Source organism: Pseudomonas sp. AL10 (genome assembly GCF_029960685.1).
GTDB lineage: Bacteria > Pseudomonadota > Gammaproteobacteria > Pseudomonadales > Pseudomonadaceae > Aquipseudomonas > Aquipseudomonas lactis.
The window spans coordinates 20,549-38,951 of record NZ_JASBQZ010000026.1; the positions used below are offsets into that span (position 1 = coordinate 20,549).

The following is an 18,403-nucleotide window of genomic DNA, read 5'->3' on the forward strand; positions in this document are numbered from 1 at the left end:
TGGGCGCCGGCCCAACCCGGCCAACAATGACGGCGTGCAAATAGACAGTGAAATCAAAGTGCTATCAGGGAGATAATCGCGCTGAACTGAATGCGGTCATTCCGGTCTGTTGCTAGTCGGTCGGGCTCTTCAAAGCTAAACAATACGTGGCAAGCAAGGTGTGAACCCAATGATGAATTGGCTGCAAGACAGCAGCGAAATGGCAGAGCGGGTTCGTCAGCATGATTGGGCCAATACGCCCCTGGGGCCACTTGAACACTGGCCCGACGTGTTGAAGACAACCGTTGCGCTGTCCTTCGCGTCGAGTTTTCCCCAGGCCATCGTCTGGGGGCCTCAGTTGATTACCCTCTACAACGACGCGTTCACGCCGATCCTGGGTAGCAAACCCGACGCTCTGGGCCGCCCGTTCAACGAGATCTGGCACGAGGTGTGGGACGATATCAGCCCTATCGCCGACGCCGCGTTCGACGGGCACGCCACCTATATCGAAAACTTCCCGCTGCTGATCCAACGCAACGAAGCGCCGGAACAAGCCTATTTCACCTTTTGCTACAGCCCGATTCGCAACGCCCAAGGCGTGGTGGTCGGTCTGCTCGACACGGTCACCGAAACCACTGCCACGGTGTTCTTGGCCCGTCGTCTTGAAGTGCTGGACGCCATTAGCAACTGCGTCACCAACGCCACCGACGCCGAAACCATCATGACGTCGACCACCCGCTTGTTGGCCCAGCACCTGCAGGTGTCCATCTGCGCCTACGCCGACATGGACGAAGACCAAGATGGCTTCACCATTCGCGGCGACTGGTCGGCGCAAGGCTCGCCGAGCATCATCGGCCATTACAGCCTGGCGGCGTTTGGCGAGTGCGCGGTCAACTGCCTGCGTGCCGGCGAGCCACTGGTAATACGCAATAATCTGATCGAGTTGCCGCCCCATGACGCCGCGAGCTTCCAGGCACTCGGTGTGACGGCCACCATTTGCATGCCCTTGATCAAAGACGGGCGGCTCACCGCACTGATGGCCGTACACGACAAAGTGCCGCGTTTTTGGTCGTCCTACGACATCGCACTGTTGGGCGAAGTCACCGAACGTTCATGGGCGCATATCGAGCGCGTGCGTGCCGACGCCGCCGTGCGTAAGGGCCTGGCCGCCTATGCGGAACTCAATGCCAGCCTGGAGCAGCGCGTGAATGAGCGTACCCGTGCGCTGGCCGAAGCCGAAGCTGCACTGCGCCAGTCACAAAAACTTGAGGCCATCGGCCAACTGACCGGTGGCGTCGCCCATGACTTCAACAACCTGCTGACCATTATCCGCTCATCCGTGGATTTCCTGCGCCAACCGGGCCTGTCCGAAGAGCGTCGGCAACGTTATATGTGCGCGGTGTCCGACACGGTGGAGCGGGCCAGCAAGCTCACCAGCCAACTGCTCGCTTTTGCCCGTCGCCAACCATTGAACCCGCAGGTGTTCGATGTCGGCCAGCGCGTGCAGAACATCGGCGAGATGCTCGAAAGCGTCACCGGCGCACGCATTCATGTGCAGGTGCAATTGCCCGATCGGCCCTGCTATGCACGCATCGACCCAAGCCAGTTCGAAACCGCGCTGATCAACATCGCCCTCAACGCCCGCGATGCGATGGACGGCCAGGGTACCCTGACCCTCAAAGTCGCCAGCGAGCAAACGCTGCCACGTATTCGCGGGGATGCCGAGTCGTGCATGCCCTACATCGCCATTTCTCTGGCCGATACCGGCACCGGGATTCCCAGCGATACCTTCGAACGCATCTTCGAGCCGTTCTTCACCACCAAGGCCGTGGGCAAAGGCACGGGCCTTGGCCTGTCGCAGGTATTCGGCTTTGCCAAGCAGTCAGGCGGCAATATCGATGTGGCCAGCACCCTTGGCCAGGGTACGGTGTTTACCTTGTACCTGCCGCAGGTCGAAGGCGAAGCGGCGCCGGATCAAGACCCGCATACAGACTTGCCAGCGCCGCAAGAGGCTGCTCATCAGCACGTGCTGATCGTCGAGGACAACCTTGAGGTAGGACGCTTCGCCAGCCAGATCCTCAAGGACCTGGGTTACCAGACCACGTGGGCGACCAATGCCGAACAGGCGCTGAACCTCGCCGGCACAGACGTCCAGGGGTTCGATGCGATTTTCTCCGACGTGGTGATGCCCGGCATGACCGGCGTGGCCATGGCCAAGCTACTGCGCCAGCGCCGCCCGGACCTGCCCGTGGTACTCGTCTCCGGCTACAGCGAGGAACTGGCGGACAGCGGCTATGAAGGCTTTGAGTTCCTCGCCAAGCCCTACTCCGCCGACCAGGTTGCGCGAGTGCTGGCAAAGGCGATGAGCAAGGATCAGTCGACAACCGCCACCTGATTGCGGCCCGATGCCTTGGCCTGGTACAGGGCCTTGTCGGCGCTGTTCATCAAGCCGTTCAAATCCAGAGGCTGAGCGTGGGTCGATGCCACGCCCAAGCTTGCGCTCACCCCTTGTACCGGGTCGGCGGGCAAGTGATAAATCGTCTGGAGCAACTGCTCGGCAATGCTGCGTGCGGTCTCCAATGAGGTATTGGGCAGCAACACCGCAAACTCCTCGCCTCCCAGGCGACCGTAGATATCGGTCTGGCGAAAGGATGCGCTGATCACCGCGCCAATCTGGCGCAACACCTGGTCACCGGCTTGGTGGCCGTAGGTGTCATTGATGGCTTTGAAGTGGTCCATGTCCATCATCAATGCACACAACGGCTGCTGCTCGCGAAGGCACTGGGCATACAGCAACTGAGCCTGTTCGTAGAACGCCCGACGGTTCATCAGCCCGGTCAGTTCATCGGTCTGAGCGGCGCGGGTGGAAATATGATGAGCGCGTTCCATTTGCCTCGTCAGGCGAAAGGCTTTTTCCAGGGCATCGGAGAGTTTGCGCGTGGCACCGGCCACAAACGAAGCAAACACCAGCACCGCCAACGCCACGCCGACCTGCATCGGCGAAGGCTGAAACAGCATCCATACCGTACAGGGAAGCAACACCAGCGCCATCGAGCCCAGCGTCATGTAGCGATAGGCTGAATAACAGGACACCGCGCTGACCGACATGCCCACGGTAAACAGCATCACCAGCACCTGGGATAAGCGGTCATCGACCGGCATCACCGCCAGCGCCCCGCCGCCCCAGATACCCGCCGACAGCATCAGCGTGACCCAGTAGCGGCGTTCCCAACGGGCGGGCGTGCGCGCCGCGTCAGGGCAGCGAAACCATTGCACGAACAGATGCAGGCGCACCAATGACGAGCCCGCCAACAGTACCAACCACACCAGGATGACCTGATGATCGAACCGATCCCAGCACAGCCAGCAGAGCATGACGGCGCCCAGGTAGCTGCCGAAGATCGCCGAGAATGATTGACGAAACAGCTGGTGCAAACGGTCGGTTCGCACCTGCTCTTCGATGAGGTGACCCTGATCTTGCCCAAGGTTATTCATGGGGTTGGCCTGTTTGACCGGCGACGGCAAAGGCGCCATTGTGGCACCTTGCCAGCAAGCCGAACAGCGGCATACGCCGCGCTAGAGCGTTTCAGGCTCTTGAGGTCGCAAAATCAGCACGCCCAGGGGCGGCAGGTTCAAAGACAACGACACCGGTTGCCCATGGCGCGGCTCATCTTGGGTAAACACGGCTCCGCCATTCCCGTAATTGGAGCCGGCGTAGGTATTGGCATCACTGTTGATCACCTCACTCCAGCGCCCGCCAAACGGCACACCGACTGCGTAGCCTTCACGGGGCACCGGGGTGAAGTTGGCAACCACCAACACCGGCTTGCCATCTTTGCTCCAGCGCAGCCAGGCATAGACGCTGTTGATCGCGTCATCACCGATCAGCCATTGGAAGCCCTGGGGCGCATCGTCCTGTTCATGCAACGCCGGTTCTTCGCGGTACAGGCGGTTCAGGTCGCCCACCAGCTTCTGCACGCCACGGTGCTCGGGGTACTGCAGCAAATACCAATCCAGTTGCTGGTCGTGGTTCCACTCGCGCCATTGGCCAAATTCGCAGCCCATGAACAGCAGCTTCTTGCCGGGGTGCATCCACATAAAACTGAGATAGGCGCGCAGGTTGGCAAATTTCTGCCAGCGGTCGCCGGGCATCTTGTCGATCAGCGAGTGCTTGCCGTGTACCACCTCATCATGGGAAATCGGCAGGATGAAGCGCTCGGACCAGGCATACACCAACCCGAAACTCAGCTCGTTGTGATGATGGGCGCGGTACACCGGGTCTTGCTGAATGTAATGCAGGGAGTCGTGCATCCAGCCCATGTTCCATTTGTAGTTGAAGCCCAGGCCACCCTGTTGGGTCGGCTGGCTGACGCCGGGCCAGGCTGTGGACTCCTCGGCAATCACCAAGGCGCCCGGCGCTTCAAGGGCAACCACGTCGTTCAGGTGCCGCAAGAAGTCGATGGCTTCCAGGTTCTCGCGGCCGCCATGACGGTTGGGCACCCATTCACCGGCCTTGCGCGAATAATCGCGATACAGCATGGAGGCCACTGCGTCCACACGCAGGCCGTCCACGTGGAAATGCTTGAGCCAGTGCAAGGCCGACGCGAGCATGAAACCGTGGACCTCGGTGCGGCCCAGGTTGTAGATCAGCGTGTCCCAGTCCTGGTGAAAACCTTCCAGCGGGTTGGCGTATTCGTACAGCGCGGTACCGTCAAATTGCGCCAGGCCGTGGGTATCGGTGGGGAAATGCGCTGGCACCCAATCAAGGATCACGCCGATATCGGCCTGATGGCAGGCATTGACGAACCAGGCGAAGTCTTCCGGCGAGCCAAAGCGCGCGCTGGGGGCAAACTGGGATAACGCTTGATAACCCCACGAGCCACCAAAGGGGTGCTCCATGATCGGCATCAGTTCGATATGGGTGAAGCCCAATTGTTGAACGTAAGGAATCAGCCGCTCGGCCAATTCGCGCCAGCCATATTGCCGAGCCACTTCACCGGCCTCGTCCAGCTCGCACTGCCAGGACCCCACATGCAGCTCGTAGATCGACAACGGCGCGGTGGATTTCTGCTTGTCGCCCCGCGATTGCATCCACTCATGGTCCTGCCAATCCACTTGCAAAGGTGCGGCAACTTTCGAGGCGGTGTCCGGCGGCAGTTGGGTGGCCAGCGCCACGGGGTCGGCCTTGAGCGGCAAAATGCCGTGGGCGCCGAGAATTTCGTACTTATAAGCCGCGCCCGGCTGCAGGCGCGGGATGAAGATTTCCCACACGCCCGAGGGATGGCGCAGGCGCATCGGATGACGGCGCCCGTCCCAGATATTGAAGTCGCCCACCACCGAAACCCGCCGTGCGTTCGGCGCCCAGACGGCAAAGCGCACGCCTTGCACGCCATCGACGCTGACCACCTGCGCCCCCAGGCAGTTGCCCAGGTCACGATGATTGCCTTCGGCAAACAGGTACAGGTCCATCTCCCCCAGCAGCAATTGGCTGAAGCTGTAAGGGTCTTCGGTGATCTGCTCACCGCCGGCCCACTGGATTTTCAGCAGGTAGGGCTGGCGAGTGCTGAAGTGCCCAATAAACAGGCCTGGCACCTGGGTGGCATCGAGGCTGCCAAACGGCTCGCCTGTGTCACGCGCCAGCACCTGAACACTCAGGGCCTCTGGCAGGAATGCGCGGATAAACTGGCCGCCCTGCTCGTCATCATGGGGCCCCAGGATCGAAAACGGATCGGGGTGCTCGGCGCGCACCAGCGCATCGACGTCCTTGGACGCCGGCAATGCAGTCAACTTGGGCTGCAGCGGTTCTCTCTGTGTAAAACTCATGACGTCTCCCCACCGCGTACAGGTTTAGATATAGGTGTCAGCCCGCTCAGCAAGCCGTGCAGCCCTTGCAGGGGCACCGGCAGCCAGGTCGGGCGGTTTTCTGCTTCGTAGGCCACTTCGTACGCGGCCTTTTCCAGGCTGAACAAGGTCAGCGCTGCGTCGTGGCCGTTGGCATCCTGCCAGTCATGCGCCAGTGTAGACGCAGCGGCCTGATAAGCCTGAGTAAATGCCTGCCGGGCTTCATTCAGGTAGCGGTCGGTCACCCGCTTGCGCGCCGCGTTCGCTTCTGGCGTGTGATCCACCCCTTGCACATTCAGCGCCATGGCCGCCGCATAATCGAAGGAACGCAGCACACCGCTCACATCCTTATAAGGGCTGTGCTTGCCGCGCCGCTCATGCAGCGGTCGCGCCGGTTCGCCCTCGAAGTCGATCAAGTAGGCATCGCCCTTGACCACCAATACCTGGCCCAGGTGCAAGTCACCGTGGACGCGAATGCGCAATCCGCCCGCCGTGGCTTTGGCCAACGCCTGGACAAGCGCCGCGATGGCTTTTTTCTGCGCCAGTAACTCACTGACCAACGCCTGGTCGGCGGGGTTCAACTGGCTTTGATGAAGCTTGAGCAACTGCAGGGCGCGCTCGATCTGGGCGCCGACATCCTTGGCCCAGGCTTGGGTGTCCTTGGCTGCGGTGACTTCGGGCTTGAAGGCTTTATCGCTCGTTGGTGCGCCCAATACCACGTGCATTTCACCCAGGCGCTGACCGAGCAAACCGGCAAAATCCGCCAGCTCGCCGAGGGCGTTGTAGTGCTGTTCCTGCTCAGAGATCGCGTCGGCCAGCTCGTCACGGATCGCCCGCTCCAGGTTGTTCTGGGTCCAGCTCCAGGCATCGCCCTGGTTGCTCAGGTAACCCTGGGCAATCATCAGCAGGTTGTCCTGCCCTTGCCCGTCGCGGCGGCTCATAAAGCCTAGCAGCGGCGAAATGTTCGGGTAGCCGGCGGCCGTCAGGTAGGCGCTCATTTCCAGCTCTGGGTGCACACCGGCGCTGACTTTACGAATCAGCTTGAGCACCAGGCTGTCACCCACCACCACCGAGCTGTTGGACTGCTCGGCAGACAGATAACGCACTGACGATTCACGGGTCAGTTGCAGTGCGGCCAGGTGTTCAGTTGCCTCAAACCGCAGATCGCCGTCAGGCGTATTGAGCACGGTGCCGGCCTGCATGGCCTGGATCACCTCAAGGATAAAATGTTCAAGGCTGAAGGCATCGGTTACCAGCCCTACCTGCCGGCTACGTCGCACCCGCGCCAGGGCCAATTGCTGGGGCAAGGCGCTGGTGAACTGGTCTTCGCCGAGGAAGCCCAAGGGCAGTTGGTAACGGTTGACCTGGCCAGCACTGGTTACTTCGATCTCACTGAGCAACACCGGATGTTGCGGGTCGCCAAAACGCACGCCGTAGGCGATGTGTACCGTGTCGATTGCCGTGTCTTTGCCGGCAAACCAGCGACGCTTGGGCAGCCAGGCGGGCAGTGAAGTGTGTTCCAGGCTGGTGCGGCAAGGTTCTTCCAGTAACTCTTCCATGCGTTTTTTCAGTACCAAAGTGGTGAAGTCGGGCATGCTCTGCGCCGGTTCCACATGCCAACTGGGCATCTGGTTTTCCGCGGCCAGCACGAACCAATAGAAACCATAGGGCGCCAGGGTCAGCAGGAAATTCAGCTGGCCGATGGGCGGGAAGGCATTACCGCCGAGCATCTCCACCGGCACCATGCCGGCGAAGGCCGACAGGTCCAGCTCCGCCGCCTGGGCGCTGCGCGACACGTTGGCCACGCACAGGATGATCTCGGTGTGACCGTCTTGGCCGGTGTATTCACGGGTGTAAGCCAGGATGCGCCGGTTAGTCGGCGAGAGCATTTTCAGGCTGCCACGGCCAAACGCCTTGGACTGTTTGCGCACCGCGAGCATGCGCCGAGTCCAGTTGAGCAATGAGTGCGGGTCCTGCGCCTGGGTCTCGACGTTGACCGACAGGTAGCCATATTGCGGGTCCATGATCGGCGGCAGTACCAGGCTGGCCGGGTCGGCACGGGAAAACCCGCCATTGCGGTCGATGGACCATTGCATGGGCGTGCGCACGCCGTCACGGTCGCCCAGGTAGATGTTGTCGCCCATGCCGATTTCATCGCCGTAGTACAAGGTCGGCGTGCCCGGCATCGACAGCAACAGGCTGTTGAGCAATTCCACCCGCCGACGATCGCGCTCCACCAGCGGCGCCAGGCGTCGCCGAATGCCCAGGTTGATACGGGCGCGGCGGTCTGCGGCGTAGTAGTTCCACAGGTAGTCGCGCTCTTTGTCGGTGACCATTTCCAGGGTCAGCTCATCATGGTTGCGCAGGAAAATTGCCCACTGGCAGTTGGCGGGAATCTCCGGGGTCTGGCGCAGAATGTCGGTGATGGGGAAGCGATCTTCCTGGGCCAACGCCATGTACATGCGCGGCATCAGCGGGAAGTGAAACGCCATGTGGCATTCATCGCCGTCGTCGCCCTTTCTGTCGCCAAAGTACAGCTGCGTGTCTTCCGGCCATTGGTTGGCTTCGGCCAGCAGCATGCGGTCGGGGTAATGGGCATCGATCTCGGCGCGGATCTGCTTGAGAACGTCGTGGGTTTCGGCCAGGTTTTCGTTGTTGGTGCCGTCCCGTTCGATCAGGTAGGGGATGGCGTCCAGGCGCAGGCCGTCGATGCCCAGGTCGAGCCAATAGCGCATCACCGACAGCACCGCTTTCATGACCTGCGGGTTATCGAAGTTGAGGTCCGGTTGGTGCGAGTAAAAGCGGTGCCAGAAGTACTGGCCGGCCACCGGGTCCCAGGTCCAGTTGGACTTTTCGGTGTCGAGGAAAATAATGCGTGTGCCGTCGTATTTCTGGTCATCGTCCGACCACACGTAGAAGTCCCGTGCCGCCGAGCCTGGTTTGGCCTTGCGCGCACGCTGGAACCAGGGGTGCTGGTCGGAGGTGTGGTTGATCACCAGTTCAGTGATCACCCGCAGCCCGCGTTGGTGGGCCTGGGCAATAAAGCGCTTGGCGTCGGCCATCGTCCCGTAGTCGCTGTGCACGCCGCGGTATTCGGCAATGTCGTAGCCGTCATCACGGCGCGGCGAGGGGTAGAACGGCAGCAGCCAGATGGTGTTCACGCCCAGGTCAGCGATGTAGTCAAGTTTGGCGATCAGCCCGGCAAAGTCGCCAATGCCGTCGTTGTTGGAGTCGAAATAGGATTTGACGTGAACCTGGTAGATCACCGCGTCTTTGTACCAGAGCGGGTCTTTGATAAAGGTGGCTGCCTTGGGTTTCTTGGCCATTGCAAACTCCTGAAAATACAAAGTTCTCGAGGATCGTTCCCACGCTCCGCGTGGGAATGCAGCCCCGGACGCTCCGCGTCCCAAGCGCGACGCAGAGCGTCAAGTGAGGCATTCCCACGCAGAGCGTCACGTGAGGCGTTCCCACGCAGAGCGTCACGTGAGGCGTTCCCACGCAGAGCGTGGGAACGAGCACTCAGGATGGGCTGATGCGCCAGATGCCGAACGGCATCTGCGGCTCCAGCCGGGTCCACTGGGTCTTGCCGTACCAGGTCCAGCGGTGGCCGTTCATCAAGTCTTCGCCCTGGGTCTGGGCATCGTCGGGCAAGCCCATCTCCCACAGTGGCAATTCGAAGTGGGCTTCCTGGGCGTTGTGCGGGTCGAGGTTGACGGCGACCAGAATGAAATTGCTGCCGTCTTCGCTGCGCTTGCCGAAATACAGGATGTTGTCGTTCCAGGCGTTGTAGAGCTTGAGCCCCAGGTGGGTTTGCAACGCCGGGTTCTGGCGACGGATGCGGTTGAGCTGGGCGATCTCGGCGATGATGTTGCCGGGCGCGGTAAAGTCGCGGGGGCGGATTTCGTACTTCTCCGAATCGAGGTATTCCTCTTTGCCCGGCACCGGCGCGGCTTCGCACAACTCAAAGCCTGAATACATCCCCCACAGCCCCGAACCCATGGTGGCCAGCGCGGCGCGGATCAGGAAGCCTGCACGGCCGGACTCATGCAGGAAACCCGGATTGACATCCGGCGTGTTGACGAAGAAATTCGGTCGGTAGCACTCACGCCAGGGCGACTGGTTCAGTTGGGTGAGGTATTCGCTCAGCTCAGCCTTGGTGTTGCGCCACGTGAAGTAGGTGTAGCTCTGGGAATAGCCGACCTTGCCCAGGCGCGCCATCATCGCCGGGGTGGTGAAGGCTTCGGCGAGGAAGATCACCTCCGGGTACTTGGCGCGCACGTCGCTGATCAGCCATTGCCAGAACGGCAGCGGCTTGGTGTGCGGGTTGTCGACGCGAAAGGTCTTCACGCCCTCTTCCACCCAGCCCACCACGATATCGCGCAGTTCGGTCCACAGACTCGGGATGGCGTCGGCCGCGTAGAAATCGACGTTAACGATGTCCTGGTATTTTTTCGGTGGGTTTTCCGCGTACTTGATCGTGCCGTCCGGGCGCCAGTTGAACCAGCCCGGATGCTCCTTGAGCCATGGATGGTCCTGGGAGCACTGGATGGCGAAGTCCAAGGCGATTTCCAGGCCGTGGTCGGCAGCGGCCTGGACCAACCGGCGAAAATCATCGCGCGTGCCCAACAGCGGGTGGATCGCCTCGTGACCACCCTCCTCACTGCCGATGGCATAGGGGCTGCCGGGATCATCGGGGCCGGCGATGAGCGAGTTGTTCTTGCCCTTGCGGTGGCTACGGCCAATAGGGTGGATCGGCGGGAAGTACAGCACGTCAAAGCCCATGTCATGGATCATCGGCAAGCGTGCGTGGACGTCGTTAAACGTGCCGTGCCGTGCAGGATCGTCGGTGATCGAGCGCGGAAACAGCTCGTACCAACTGGCAAATTGTGCGGCCTCACGCTCCACGTCAATCGGGTACGCGGGGCTGACGCTCAAATAGGCCCGATGGTCGGCCTGGGTCATCAGGTGTGCACTGTCTTCGTGCAGGAACAACGCCACCTGCTCGGTTTCCAACAGGCCGGAGAGCTCATGGTGCAACAACATCAAGCGGTCACGCAGTTCATTGTCACTGCGTTCGGCGGCCTGCAAGACCAGGCTGCGGCCCTCCTGTAACTCCAGGCTGACCGGCACGCCAGCTTCATGCTTCTTGCGCAGTTCGTAACAGAAGCTGGCAAAGGTGTCGATCCAGGCTTCGATGCAGTACTCATGGCGGCCTTGACGGGCGACGGTAAACGCGCCCTCCCAACCATTGTTGCCGATATCCAGCATGACCACGCTGTGCCAGCTTTCATCTCCCAGCGCGCGCCAGCGGATCAACACCGCCAGTTTATCGTGGCCATCGGCGAACACTTTGCTGGTCACATGGACCCGCTGACCCACCACCGCCTTGACGGCAAACTCACCGTTGTCGATGACCGGCATGGTGCTTTCGATCGCGATCCTGGGTAACAGCAGCGCCTGGGACAACGGCAGCACGGAGTCTTCTGGAACCAGTGTTTCAGCAGTCATCGAGCATCTTCCCCTTACGCCCTGTGGACGCTCTTGGCTTGATCCGAATTCAGAAACGGCGACGCTCTCCCTGAGCAGGGCCGTATAAGGTCCGAGCCTGGGCGCTGTTCAAAAGTTCAGGTGGATATACCGCCACTGGGCGGGAATCATTTCCCGCAGGCAAGGGTCCACCGATAGAGCAAAGCACAAACGAGGCCATACCAATGAATATCCCGATACCCCCTGAACCCGAAGATCCAAATATCGACGAGCCCCCGCTGCCGCCCACAGAACCCCGACCCGTTCCTGAACAAGAGCCCCCTGAAAACGAGCCACCGCCCGTGCAGGAACCCCCCGCAACGATGCCGCCCGTTATCGTCTGATTTACAGGCCCGCGAACGCTTGCTTGCGAACCAAATATCGCGGGCAGGCGATGCTGAGTTTTCCCACTCGCTTTACAGACATCACCGAGATCACCCCCTCGAAGGCCAAGATAGATTCATTACTCGTGCGCTGACCCGCCTTTTTGCTGGCCGCAGACTATACCGTCCGTAACGCGAGTACCTTCTATGTCCATTTCGCTACTGCCACCAACGCCCGATATGCATGGCCTACAACAACGTCCGGTCAGCGATGATCGACAGAAACTGAACGATTTATTAAGGGCCGGCCCCAGCGGAATCATGCGCAGGAAAGAGCCTGACAGGCATCCATCGGACCTCCCCAGGGCGCCGCAAGCTTCTACCCCGCCCAACCCTAGCCCCTCGACAAGCCTAAAACAGCAGGCGCCCGGTACCGATGCGCCCGAGGAGCAAGCCTCAACTGCGCCCACCACTGCACCGACTACAGACGTGGAGCCGCAGGCGCCCGGTGCAGACGCCCCCCGGCTCGCCCAACTTCGTGCGCTCGCCAGCCGGGAGAGTATTACCCAGATGCTGCGCGAGCCAAACTCGCAGGAGAGCGCCCAGAAGTTGGCCGAGATCGGTAGCCTGTTAAGCAAGGAAAATGTCAAGTCGATGCTGCATGGCCCGGATGCAGACGAAGCGCGCAAACTGATTACCAAAGTGAAGGAGCGTCTAGGTCAGTCAAGCCTGCAGATGATTCATGAGCAATCCTCGCATATCGAGCGACCGGGCTTGAGCCCTCAAGAGATCCGCGCCCGCACCGCCAGTTCTGACCCCGAGGAGAGTTTCAGCCAATCCATGCAAGTCTTAGATGAGCTACGCGTTGAGGAATCCTATGCCCAACAGCGAGTGCGCCAGAGTACGCCACTCGCCTCGGCCCTCTTCGAGATCGGCAAGGAAGTGGACCTCGGCGAGCCGACCCCGCAACCGGACAATTCATCGGCTGAGGCAGACAGCCTCAAACCCGACAACAACAGCAACAGCAACAGCAACAGCAACAGCAACGATTCCAGGATTGACATTGGTCAGACCTTCACCTTCCACAGTATCCGCGACTCGAACTTCGATGCGCCTCAGGAGGTGATGGATTTTGACCACAACAGAGACAAGCTCGATGTAACGGCCATTCGCAAGCAACTCGGCAACAAACCTTTGAAATCGGTAGAAAATTTCTCAGGCGCCAGTGGCGAAGTGCAGGTTCACTACAACCCGGCCAATAATACGAGCGTGGTAATGATTTCCGGCAACCCGGGAGAGCCGCCCTTCGTGGTGAAAGTCTTCGGTGAGGTCAGGTACAGCAACCTCACCACCTGACCCTGTCACTCATCCTTGTCCAGCAGCTTGACGACCCGGGGCATCACACTGAATACCACCAACGCCAGCAGCGTACTGAGTACCGCTGTCGATTCACGGCCCATGCCCGCCGCCACGCCAATGGCGGCGGTCATCCACAACCCCGCCGCCGTGGTCAGGCCCTTCACATGCTGGCCCTCCTCGTCTTCCTTGCCCTTGAGGATGGTGCCAGCACCGAGAAAGCCAATGCCCGCAATCACCCCTTGAACCACACGGCTCATGGCATCTGCCTGGTTGCCGGACATCTGCGGCACCAGCACGAACAGCGCGGCGCCCAGTGCCACCAGCATATGAGTACGCACCCCGGCCGCCTTGCCCTTGTGTTCACGCTCAAACCCCAGGATGCCGCCGAGGATCGCCGCGATCAGCAGGCGCACGGTCACTTGGGTGAGTTGCCGGGCATCGCCGATGTCCGCGAATTCGGCTTGCAGGGTTTGCCACACCAGATGCCACCAGGCGTCCATGGATGCGCTCCTTTTTATTATGGATAGATAAAGGATGGACAGCGCAGACCGCCAGTCAGTTGCCTGGAACCGGCCCGCATGGCGGCCGCCTAACGCTGCATAGCCCACAAAACGGAGATTGTCATGACCGTACGCATCGAAAATCATCTGTGCTACTTCACACTCGACGACAACGGCCAGGAACAAAGCCTGCCAGCCACCCGGGTGACCATCCTTACCGACAATGACAAAGCCATGTCCTGTGTGGACTTGGCTGGCAAACGGATATACATCACTGAAGCTGAGGCCGACAAACTTACGGTTGAAGGGGCCACGGACAGCCGTAACCATGTGAAGGCGGCAGCACCTGGTTCGGTAATTTAATTGATCTGTATCATCGAACCCACTGACTCCCTGCCCCCCTAGGCCCTGGGGGTGCAGCACATTGACGCACACGAACGCGCCAAACCTATCTGATCCGCTTTTTATCATTCCACCTGAGTCTGTTATGCAAACAGCCCGTCGCCCATAGTTCATCGGCCTGATGGAGGCTGATGAGCGAACGACCATGAGCGAACGAATCCCAACCGTGGAAACCTTTGAGCCCATTCACCCAAAGAAGGTGAAGGCCACATCCAGCGACAACCTGATCCATACCCGCAGTTTTACCGGGCTGTTTCGCACCTTGCGCGTGGGCGGTGCCGGCCTGCTGTTCCTGGCTTTTTTCGGCACCGTGTGGCTGAACTGGGGTGGGCGCCAAGCCGTACTGTGGGACCTGGCCGAGAGCAAATTTCACATCTTTGGTGCGACGTTCTGGCCTCAGGACTTCATCCTGCTTTCAGCGCTGTTGATCATCTGTGCCTTCGGCCTCTTTGCAATCACGGTGTTTGCCGGCCGCGTCTGGTGCGGCTACACCTGCCCGCAAAGCTCGTTCACCTGGCTGTTCATGTGGTGTGAAAAGGTCACCGAGGGTGAACGCAACCAGCGCATCAAACTGCAGGCCGCACCCTGGAGCCTGAATAAGCTGGCACGCCGCTCGGCCAAACACACGATGTGGCTGGGCATCAGTGTGTTGACCGGGCTGACGTTTGTGGGCTATTTCACCCCCATCCGTCCCTTGGCCGCTGAATTGCTGACGTGGCAGATGGGCGGCGTGAGCCTGTTCTGGGTACTGTTTTTCACCGGCGCCACCTACATCAATGCCGGTTGGCTGCGCGAAGCGGTGTGCATGCACATGTGCCCCTATGCACGGTTCCAGAGCGTGATGTTTGATAAAGACACCCTGACCATTTCCTACGACGCCGCCCGTGGCGAGCAGCGTGGCCCGCGTAAACGTGACGTGCAGCCAGCCGAAGTTGGCCTGGGCGATTGCATCGACTGCCAACTGTGCGTGCAGGTATGCCCCACCGGCATCGACATCCGCGACGGCCTGCAAATGGAATGCATCGGCTGCGCAGCCTGTATCGACGCCTGTGATTCGATCATGGACAAAATGGGCTATGCCCATGGTTTGGTCAGTTACACCAGTGAGCATCAATTGCAGGGGGGCAAGACTCACCTGCTGCGGCCACGCCTGATCGGCTACAGTGCCGTGCTGCTGGTGATGATCGCGGCATTGGTGGTGGCGCTGATTGAACGGCCGATGGTGTCGCTGGATGTGACCAAGGACCGTGGTATGTTCCGCGAAAACAGCCAGGGCTTGATCGAGAACATCTACAGCCTCAAGGTGATCAACAAGACCCAGCAGCGCCAGGACTACCGCCTGGAACTGGTGGACGCCGAGGGCTTCCAGTTGCAAGGCAAGACCCAGGTCAGCCTGGCGCCCGGGGAAATTGTCGATGTGCCGGTGTCGGTGGCGTTGCTGGCGGACACACCGGCCAGCAGTTCCCAAACTATCCGTTTTAAAGTGACGGATGTGGATGAGCCGTGGATTTATACCGCTGCCGACAGCCGCTTCGTTGCGCCCTTGAATCGCTGATATTTCATCAACAATAAAGATCAAATGTGGGAGCTGGCTTGCCTGCGAAAGCGGTAGTGCAGTAACAGATGCACTGACTGACACACCGCCTTTGCAGGCAAGCCAGCTCCCACAGTTCGCCTTGCGTACACATTCAAAAAGCAAATTAGGCCGCCATGAAACGCTACGAAAAATTCGCCGACGACATCGCAGAACTGATCCGCTCCGGCGTCCTCGGCCCCGGCCAGCGCGTGCCATCGGTGCGCTATGCCAGCCAGGCCTACGGCGTCAGCCCGTCCACCGTGTTCCAGGCCTATTACTTGCTGGAGCGTCGTGGCCTGATTCGCGCCCGCCCCCGCTCTGGCTACTTCGTCAACACCCATGCGCCCAGGCCGTTTTCCGAACCGGTGGTGAGTGAGCAGGTGCATGAGTCCACCGATGTGGGCGTGAGCGAGCTGGTGTTCTCGGTACTGGACTCGATCAAAGATCCCAACACCGTGCCCTTCGGCTCGGCCTTCCCCAGCCCCATGCTGTTCCCGCTGCCGCGCCTGGCTCGCTCCCTGGCCAGTGCCAGCCGCGAAATGGACCCACGCCTGGTGGTCACCGACATGTCGCCAGGCAACCCGCAACTGCGCCGGCAGATTGCCCTGCGCTATATGGTCGGCGGCCTGATGCTGCCAATGGAGGAGCTGCTGATCACCAACGGCGCCCTCGAAGCGCTCAACCTGTGCCTGCAGGCCGTGACCGAACCGGGCGACCTGGTCGCCATCGAAGCGCCGGCGTTCTACGCCTGCTTGCAAGTGCTTGAACGCTTGAAGCTCAAGGCCGTGGAGATTCCGGTGCATCCGCGTGACGGTATCGACCTGAACGCCTTGGCCCAAAGCCTTGAGCGCTATCCGATCAAGGCTTGCTGGACCATGACCAGCTTCCAGAACCCCATGGGCGCCACGCTGCCTGAGGAGAAAAAACAGGCGCTGGTGGAGCTGTTGCGCAGCCATCAAGTGCCGTTAATCGAAGATGATGTATATGCCGAGCTGTATTACGGGCAACAAGCCCCAAAGCCGGCCAAGGCCTTCGATACCGAAGGGCTGGTGATGCACTGCGGCTCTTTTGCCAAGAGCCTGGCACCGGGTTACCGCGTGGGCTGGGTCGCCGCCGGGCGCTTCGCGCAGAAGGTCGAGCGGTTGAAACTGATGACCTCACTGTGCCCATCGATGCCGGCCCAGGCGGCGATTGCCGATTACCTGCAACACGGCGGCTATGACCGGCACCTGCGCAAACTGCGCTACGCCCTGGAAGAACAGCAAAGCGCCATGCTGGCGGCCATCGCCCGCTACTTTCCGGCGCAAACCCGGGTCAGCCAGCCGGCAGGAGGCTATTTTCTGTGGTTGGAATTGCCGGAGCAGACCGACTCGCTGAAACTGTTCCAGATGGCCCTGGCCCAGGGCATCAGCATTGCGCCGGGGCCGATCTTTTCCGCGACCCAGCGCTTCAGAAACTGCATACGCTTGAACTATGGCAGCCCGTGGAACGAAGCCTCGGAGAAGGCCATGGAGACATTGGGGCGGATTGTGCGCTCGTTCTAAATGGAACCTACCGTCGCGTCTTAACGACTCAGAGGCCTCCACAGACCGAATAACGAGACCTGCGTGATCACCTGGAAAAACTGCTCGCTGCCAACACGTGTGCCTCGCAACCTGAGGCCTTTTCCCGTCCCTCGCCACTATATGCGCTGGGCGGAACAACAGCAGGTGCGCCAGATGACAGGCCCGAACGGACGCCCTGCCGGTGATCATCGCTCGGCAGAGGCGATCATCGAGCACAGTAGCGTGACAAAAAACTTCCTCAAAGGCTGCGATTTCTATCAGGTCGTCGATGACCTCAAGCGACAGGTCGGTGACTGGACAAACGCTAATCCAGACCCCAAAGCTCGAGCCAATGCGGCCTACGACCTAGATAAAGTGCTGCGTTTTCTCGATAACGTCGATGACCGAACCCTCAATGGCAGCGATAGCCGTAATGGCCATATCGAGGGTTTTTCCAACTGCGGCTATCGCGTGGTGAAGCACTCCGAAGCCGACCTGCTCCGGCAATTCTCATGGTACGGCTACGAGGTGCTGCGCACGCTGCGGACCTGATCGGCCAGCGCCTTAACGGCCACCGCCCAGGTCAATGAACGTTCCGGTGGAATACGACGCCTTGTCCGACAGTAACCAGATAATGGCCTCCGCCACTTCATCCGGGCGCCCGCCACGCGCCATCGGGATTCCGGACTCCAGCTTGCTGACCCGGTCCGGGTCGCCGCTCAAAGCATGAAAATCGGTAAAGATATAGCCAGGGCGTACCGCGTTGACACGGATGCCCTCACCTGCGACCTCTTTCGATAGGCCGATAGTGAAGGTATCCAGCGCCCCCTTGGAGGCAGCGTAGTCAACATACTCACCCGGCGAGCCCAGCCGCGCCGCCACCGACGACACGTTGACGATACTGCCGCCCTGCCCGCCATGGCGGGGCGACATGCGCAACACCGCGTGCTTGGCACACAGGATCGGGCCCAGCACATTGGTCTTGAGGATTTTGAGGATACGAAACTCGGACATCTCATCGACCCGTGACTTGTGCCCCACGGTGCCAGCGTTGTTGACCAGCGCAGTGACCCGACCCAATTCCGCATCAACGCGATTGAACAGGCCGATCACTTCATCCTCATTGCTGACATCGGCCCGCACGGCAATCGCCTGGGCGCCCAACGCACGCACCTGTTCAAGTACACGGTGGGCCGCGCCTTCATCCGCCTGGTAGTTGATGCAGATGCGATAGCCCTGGCGAGCGGCGAGCAATGCTGTCTGGGCGCCAATGCCACGGCTGCCCCCCGTGATGATGACGACTTTGTCCATGGCTGCGGCCTCCTGATTCAACCGGATGTTTAAGGTTGGATC

The 18,403-nt window shown here is 60.5% G+C and carries 12 protein-coding genes; 6 read left to right on the plus strand and 6 right to left on the minus strand.

Going from position 1 to position 18,403, the window contains the following annotated elements:
* The first annotated feature begins 169 nt into the window (after positions 1–169).
* Positions 170–2,374 carry an ATP-binding protein gene (locus QK296_RS20465; protein ID WP_282391236.1) on the plus strand — a complete coding sequence of 735 codons (2,205 nt, stop codon included), beginning with the start codon at positions 170–172 and terminating at the stop codon, positions 2,372–2,374.
* Here the strand turns inward: QK296_RS20465 and QK296_RS20470 are convergent.
* The 4 genes from QK296_RS20470 to QK296_RS20485 all read right to left on the minus strand — a co-directional run bounded on the left by QK296_RS20470 (position 2,353) and on the right by QK296_RS20485 (position 11,328).
* On the minus strand, positions 2,353–3,513 hold the full coding sequence (locus QK296_RS20470; protein ID WP_032901616.1) for a sensor domain-containing diguanylate cyclase: 1,161 nt from the start codon (positions 3,511–3,513) through the stop codon (positions 2,353–2,355). The two genes, QK296_RS20465 and QK296_RS20470, sit on opposite strands and share 22 nt — an antisense overlap.
* A gap of 42 nt (positions 3,514–3,555) precedes the next feature.
* Positions 3,556–5,802: a 1,4-alpha-glucan branching protein GlgB gene (gene glgB / locus QK296_RS20475; protein ID WP_282391237.1), complete on the minus strand. Its 2,247-nt coding sequence runs from the start codon at positions 5,800–5,802 to the stop codon at positions 3,556–3,558.
* Positions 5,799–9,146, minus strand: a complete 3,348-nt coding sequence (gene treS, locus QK296_RS20480; RefSeq protein ID WP_282391238.1) for a maltose alpha-D-glucosyltransferase — start codon at positions 9,144–9,146, stop codon at positions 5,799–5,801. The genes glgB and treS overlap by 4 nt, the downstream gene beginning before the upstream one ends.
* Before the next feature lie 193 nt (positions 9,147–9,339).
* Positions 9,340–11,328, minus strand: a complete 1,989-nt coding sequence (locus tag QK296_RS20485; RefSeq protein ID WP_282391239.1) for an alpha-1,4-glucan--maltose-1-phosphate maltosyltransferase — start codon at positions 11,326–11,328, stop codon at positions 9,340–9,342.
* 548 nt (positions 11,329–11,876) lie between these two features.
* On the opposite strand from QK296_RS20485, the gene QK296_RS20490 reads away from it, so the two are divergent.
* Positions 11,877–13,025 carry a M10 family metallopeptidase C-terminal domain-containing protein gene (locus QK296_RS20490; protein WP_282391240.1) on the plus strand — a complete coding sequence of 383 codons (1,149 nt, stop codon included), beginning with the start codon at positions 11,877–11,879 and terminating at the stop codon, positions 13,023–13,025.
* 5 nt (positions 13,026–13,030) lie between these two features.
* Here the strand turns inward: QK296_RS20490 and QK296_RS20495 are convergent, their stop codons facing one another.
* A complete protein-coding gene (locus QK296_RS20495) occupies positions 13,031–13,528 on the minus strand; it encodes an MgtC/SapB family protein (RefSeq protein WP_003190981.1) in 498 nt (165 codons plus the stop codon).
* A gap of 123 nt (positions 13,529–13,651) precedes the next feature.
* Between QK296_RS20495 and QK296_RS20500 the strand changes: the two genes are divergently transcribed.
* From QK296_RS20500 to QK296_RS20515, 4 genes are all read left to right on the plus strand, one after another.
* Positions 13,652–13,891: a DUF3203 family protein gene (locus tag QK296_RS20500; RefSeq protein ID WP_057709922.1), complete on the plus strand. Its 240-nt coding sequence runs from the start codon at positions 13,652–13,654 to the stop codon at positions 13,889–13,891.
* Between the two features lie 184 nt (positions 13,892–14,075).
* Positions 14,076–15,485 (plus strand): cytochrome c oxidase accessory protein CcoG, encoded by a 1,410-nt coding sequence (ccoG, locus tag QK296_RS20505; protein WP_094775045.1) that lies wholly within the window; start codon positions 14,076–14,078, stop codon positions 15,483–15,485.
* Between the two features lie 155 nt (positions 15,486–15,640).
* Positions 15,641–17,050, plus strand: a complete 1,410-nt coding sequence (gene mapR, locus QK296_RS20510) for a GntR family transcriptional regulator MpaR (RefSeq protein WP_282391241.1) — start codon at positions 15,641–15,643, stop codon at positions 17,048–17,050.
* 63 nt (positions 17,051–17,113) lie between these two features.
* A complete protein-coding gene (locus QK296_RS20515) occupies positions 17,114–17,602 on the plus strand; it encodes a hypothetical protein (RefSeq protein ID WP_244175822.1) in 489 nt (162 codons plus the stop codon).
* Between the two features lie 12 nt (positions 17,603–17,614).
* Here QK296_RS20515 and QK296_RS20520 read toward each other — a convergent pair whose 3' ends face one another.
* A complete protein-coding gene (locus tag QK296_RS20520) occupies positions 17,615–18,361 on the minus strand; it encodes an SDR family oxidoreductase (protein ID WP_034135501.1) in 747 nt (248 codons plus the stop codon).
* Between the last annotated feature and the right edge of the window lie 42 nt (positions 18,362–18,403).

Excerpts from the sequence above, each read along its gene's own strand:
- QK296_RS20465 (WP_282391236.1), top strand. The coding sequence starts at position 170 with ATGATGAATTGGCTGCAAGACAGCAGCGAAATGGCAGAGCGGGTTCGT.
- QK296_RS20470 (WP_032901616.1), bottom strand. The coding sequence starts at position 3,513 with ATGGCGCCTTTGCCGTCGCCGGTCAAACAGGCCAACCCCATGAATAAC.
- glgB (WP_282391237.1), bottom strand. The coding sequence starts at position 5,802 with ATGAGTTTTACACAGAGAGAACCGCTGCAGCCCAAGTTGACTGCATTG.
- treS (WP_282391238.1), bottom strand. The coding sequence starts at position 9,146 with ATGGCCAAGAAACCCAAGGCAGCCACCTTTATCAAAGACCCGCTCTGG.
- QK296_RS20485 (WP_282391239.1), bottom strand. The coding sequence starts at position 11,328 with ATGACTGCTGAAACACTGGTTCCAGAAGACTCCGTGCTGCCGTTGTCC.
- QK296_RS20490 (WP_282391240.1), top strand. The coding sequence starts at position 11,877 with ATGTCCATTTCGCTACTGCCACCAACGCCCGATATGCATGGCCTACAA.
- QK296_RS20495 (WP_003190981.1), bottom strand. The coding sequence starts at position 13,528 with ATGGACGCCTGGTGGCATCTGGTGTGGCAAACCCTGCAAGCCGAATTC.
- QK296_RS20500 (WP_057709922.1), top strand. The coding sequence starts at position 13,652 with ATGACCGTACGCATCGAAAATCATCTGTGCTACTTCACACTCGACGAC.
- ccoG (WP_094775045.1), top strand. The coding sequence starts at position 14,076 with ATGAGCGAACGAATCCCAACCGTGGAAACCTTTGAGCCCATTCACCCA.
- mapR (WP_282391241.1), top strand. The coding sequence starts at position 15,641 with ATGAAACGCTACGAAAAATTCGCCGACGACATCGCAGAACTGATCCGC.
- QK296_RS20520 (WP_034135501.1), bottom strand. The coding sequence starts at position 18,361 with ATGGACAAAGTCGTCATCATCACGGGGGGCAGCCGTGGCATTGGCGCC.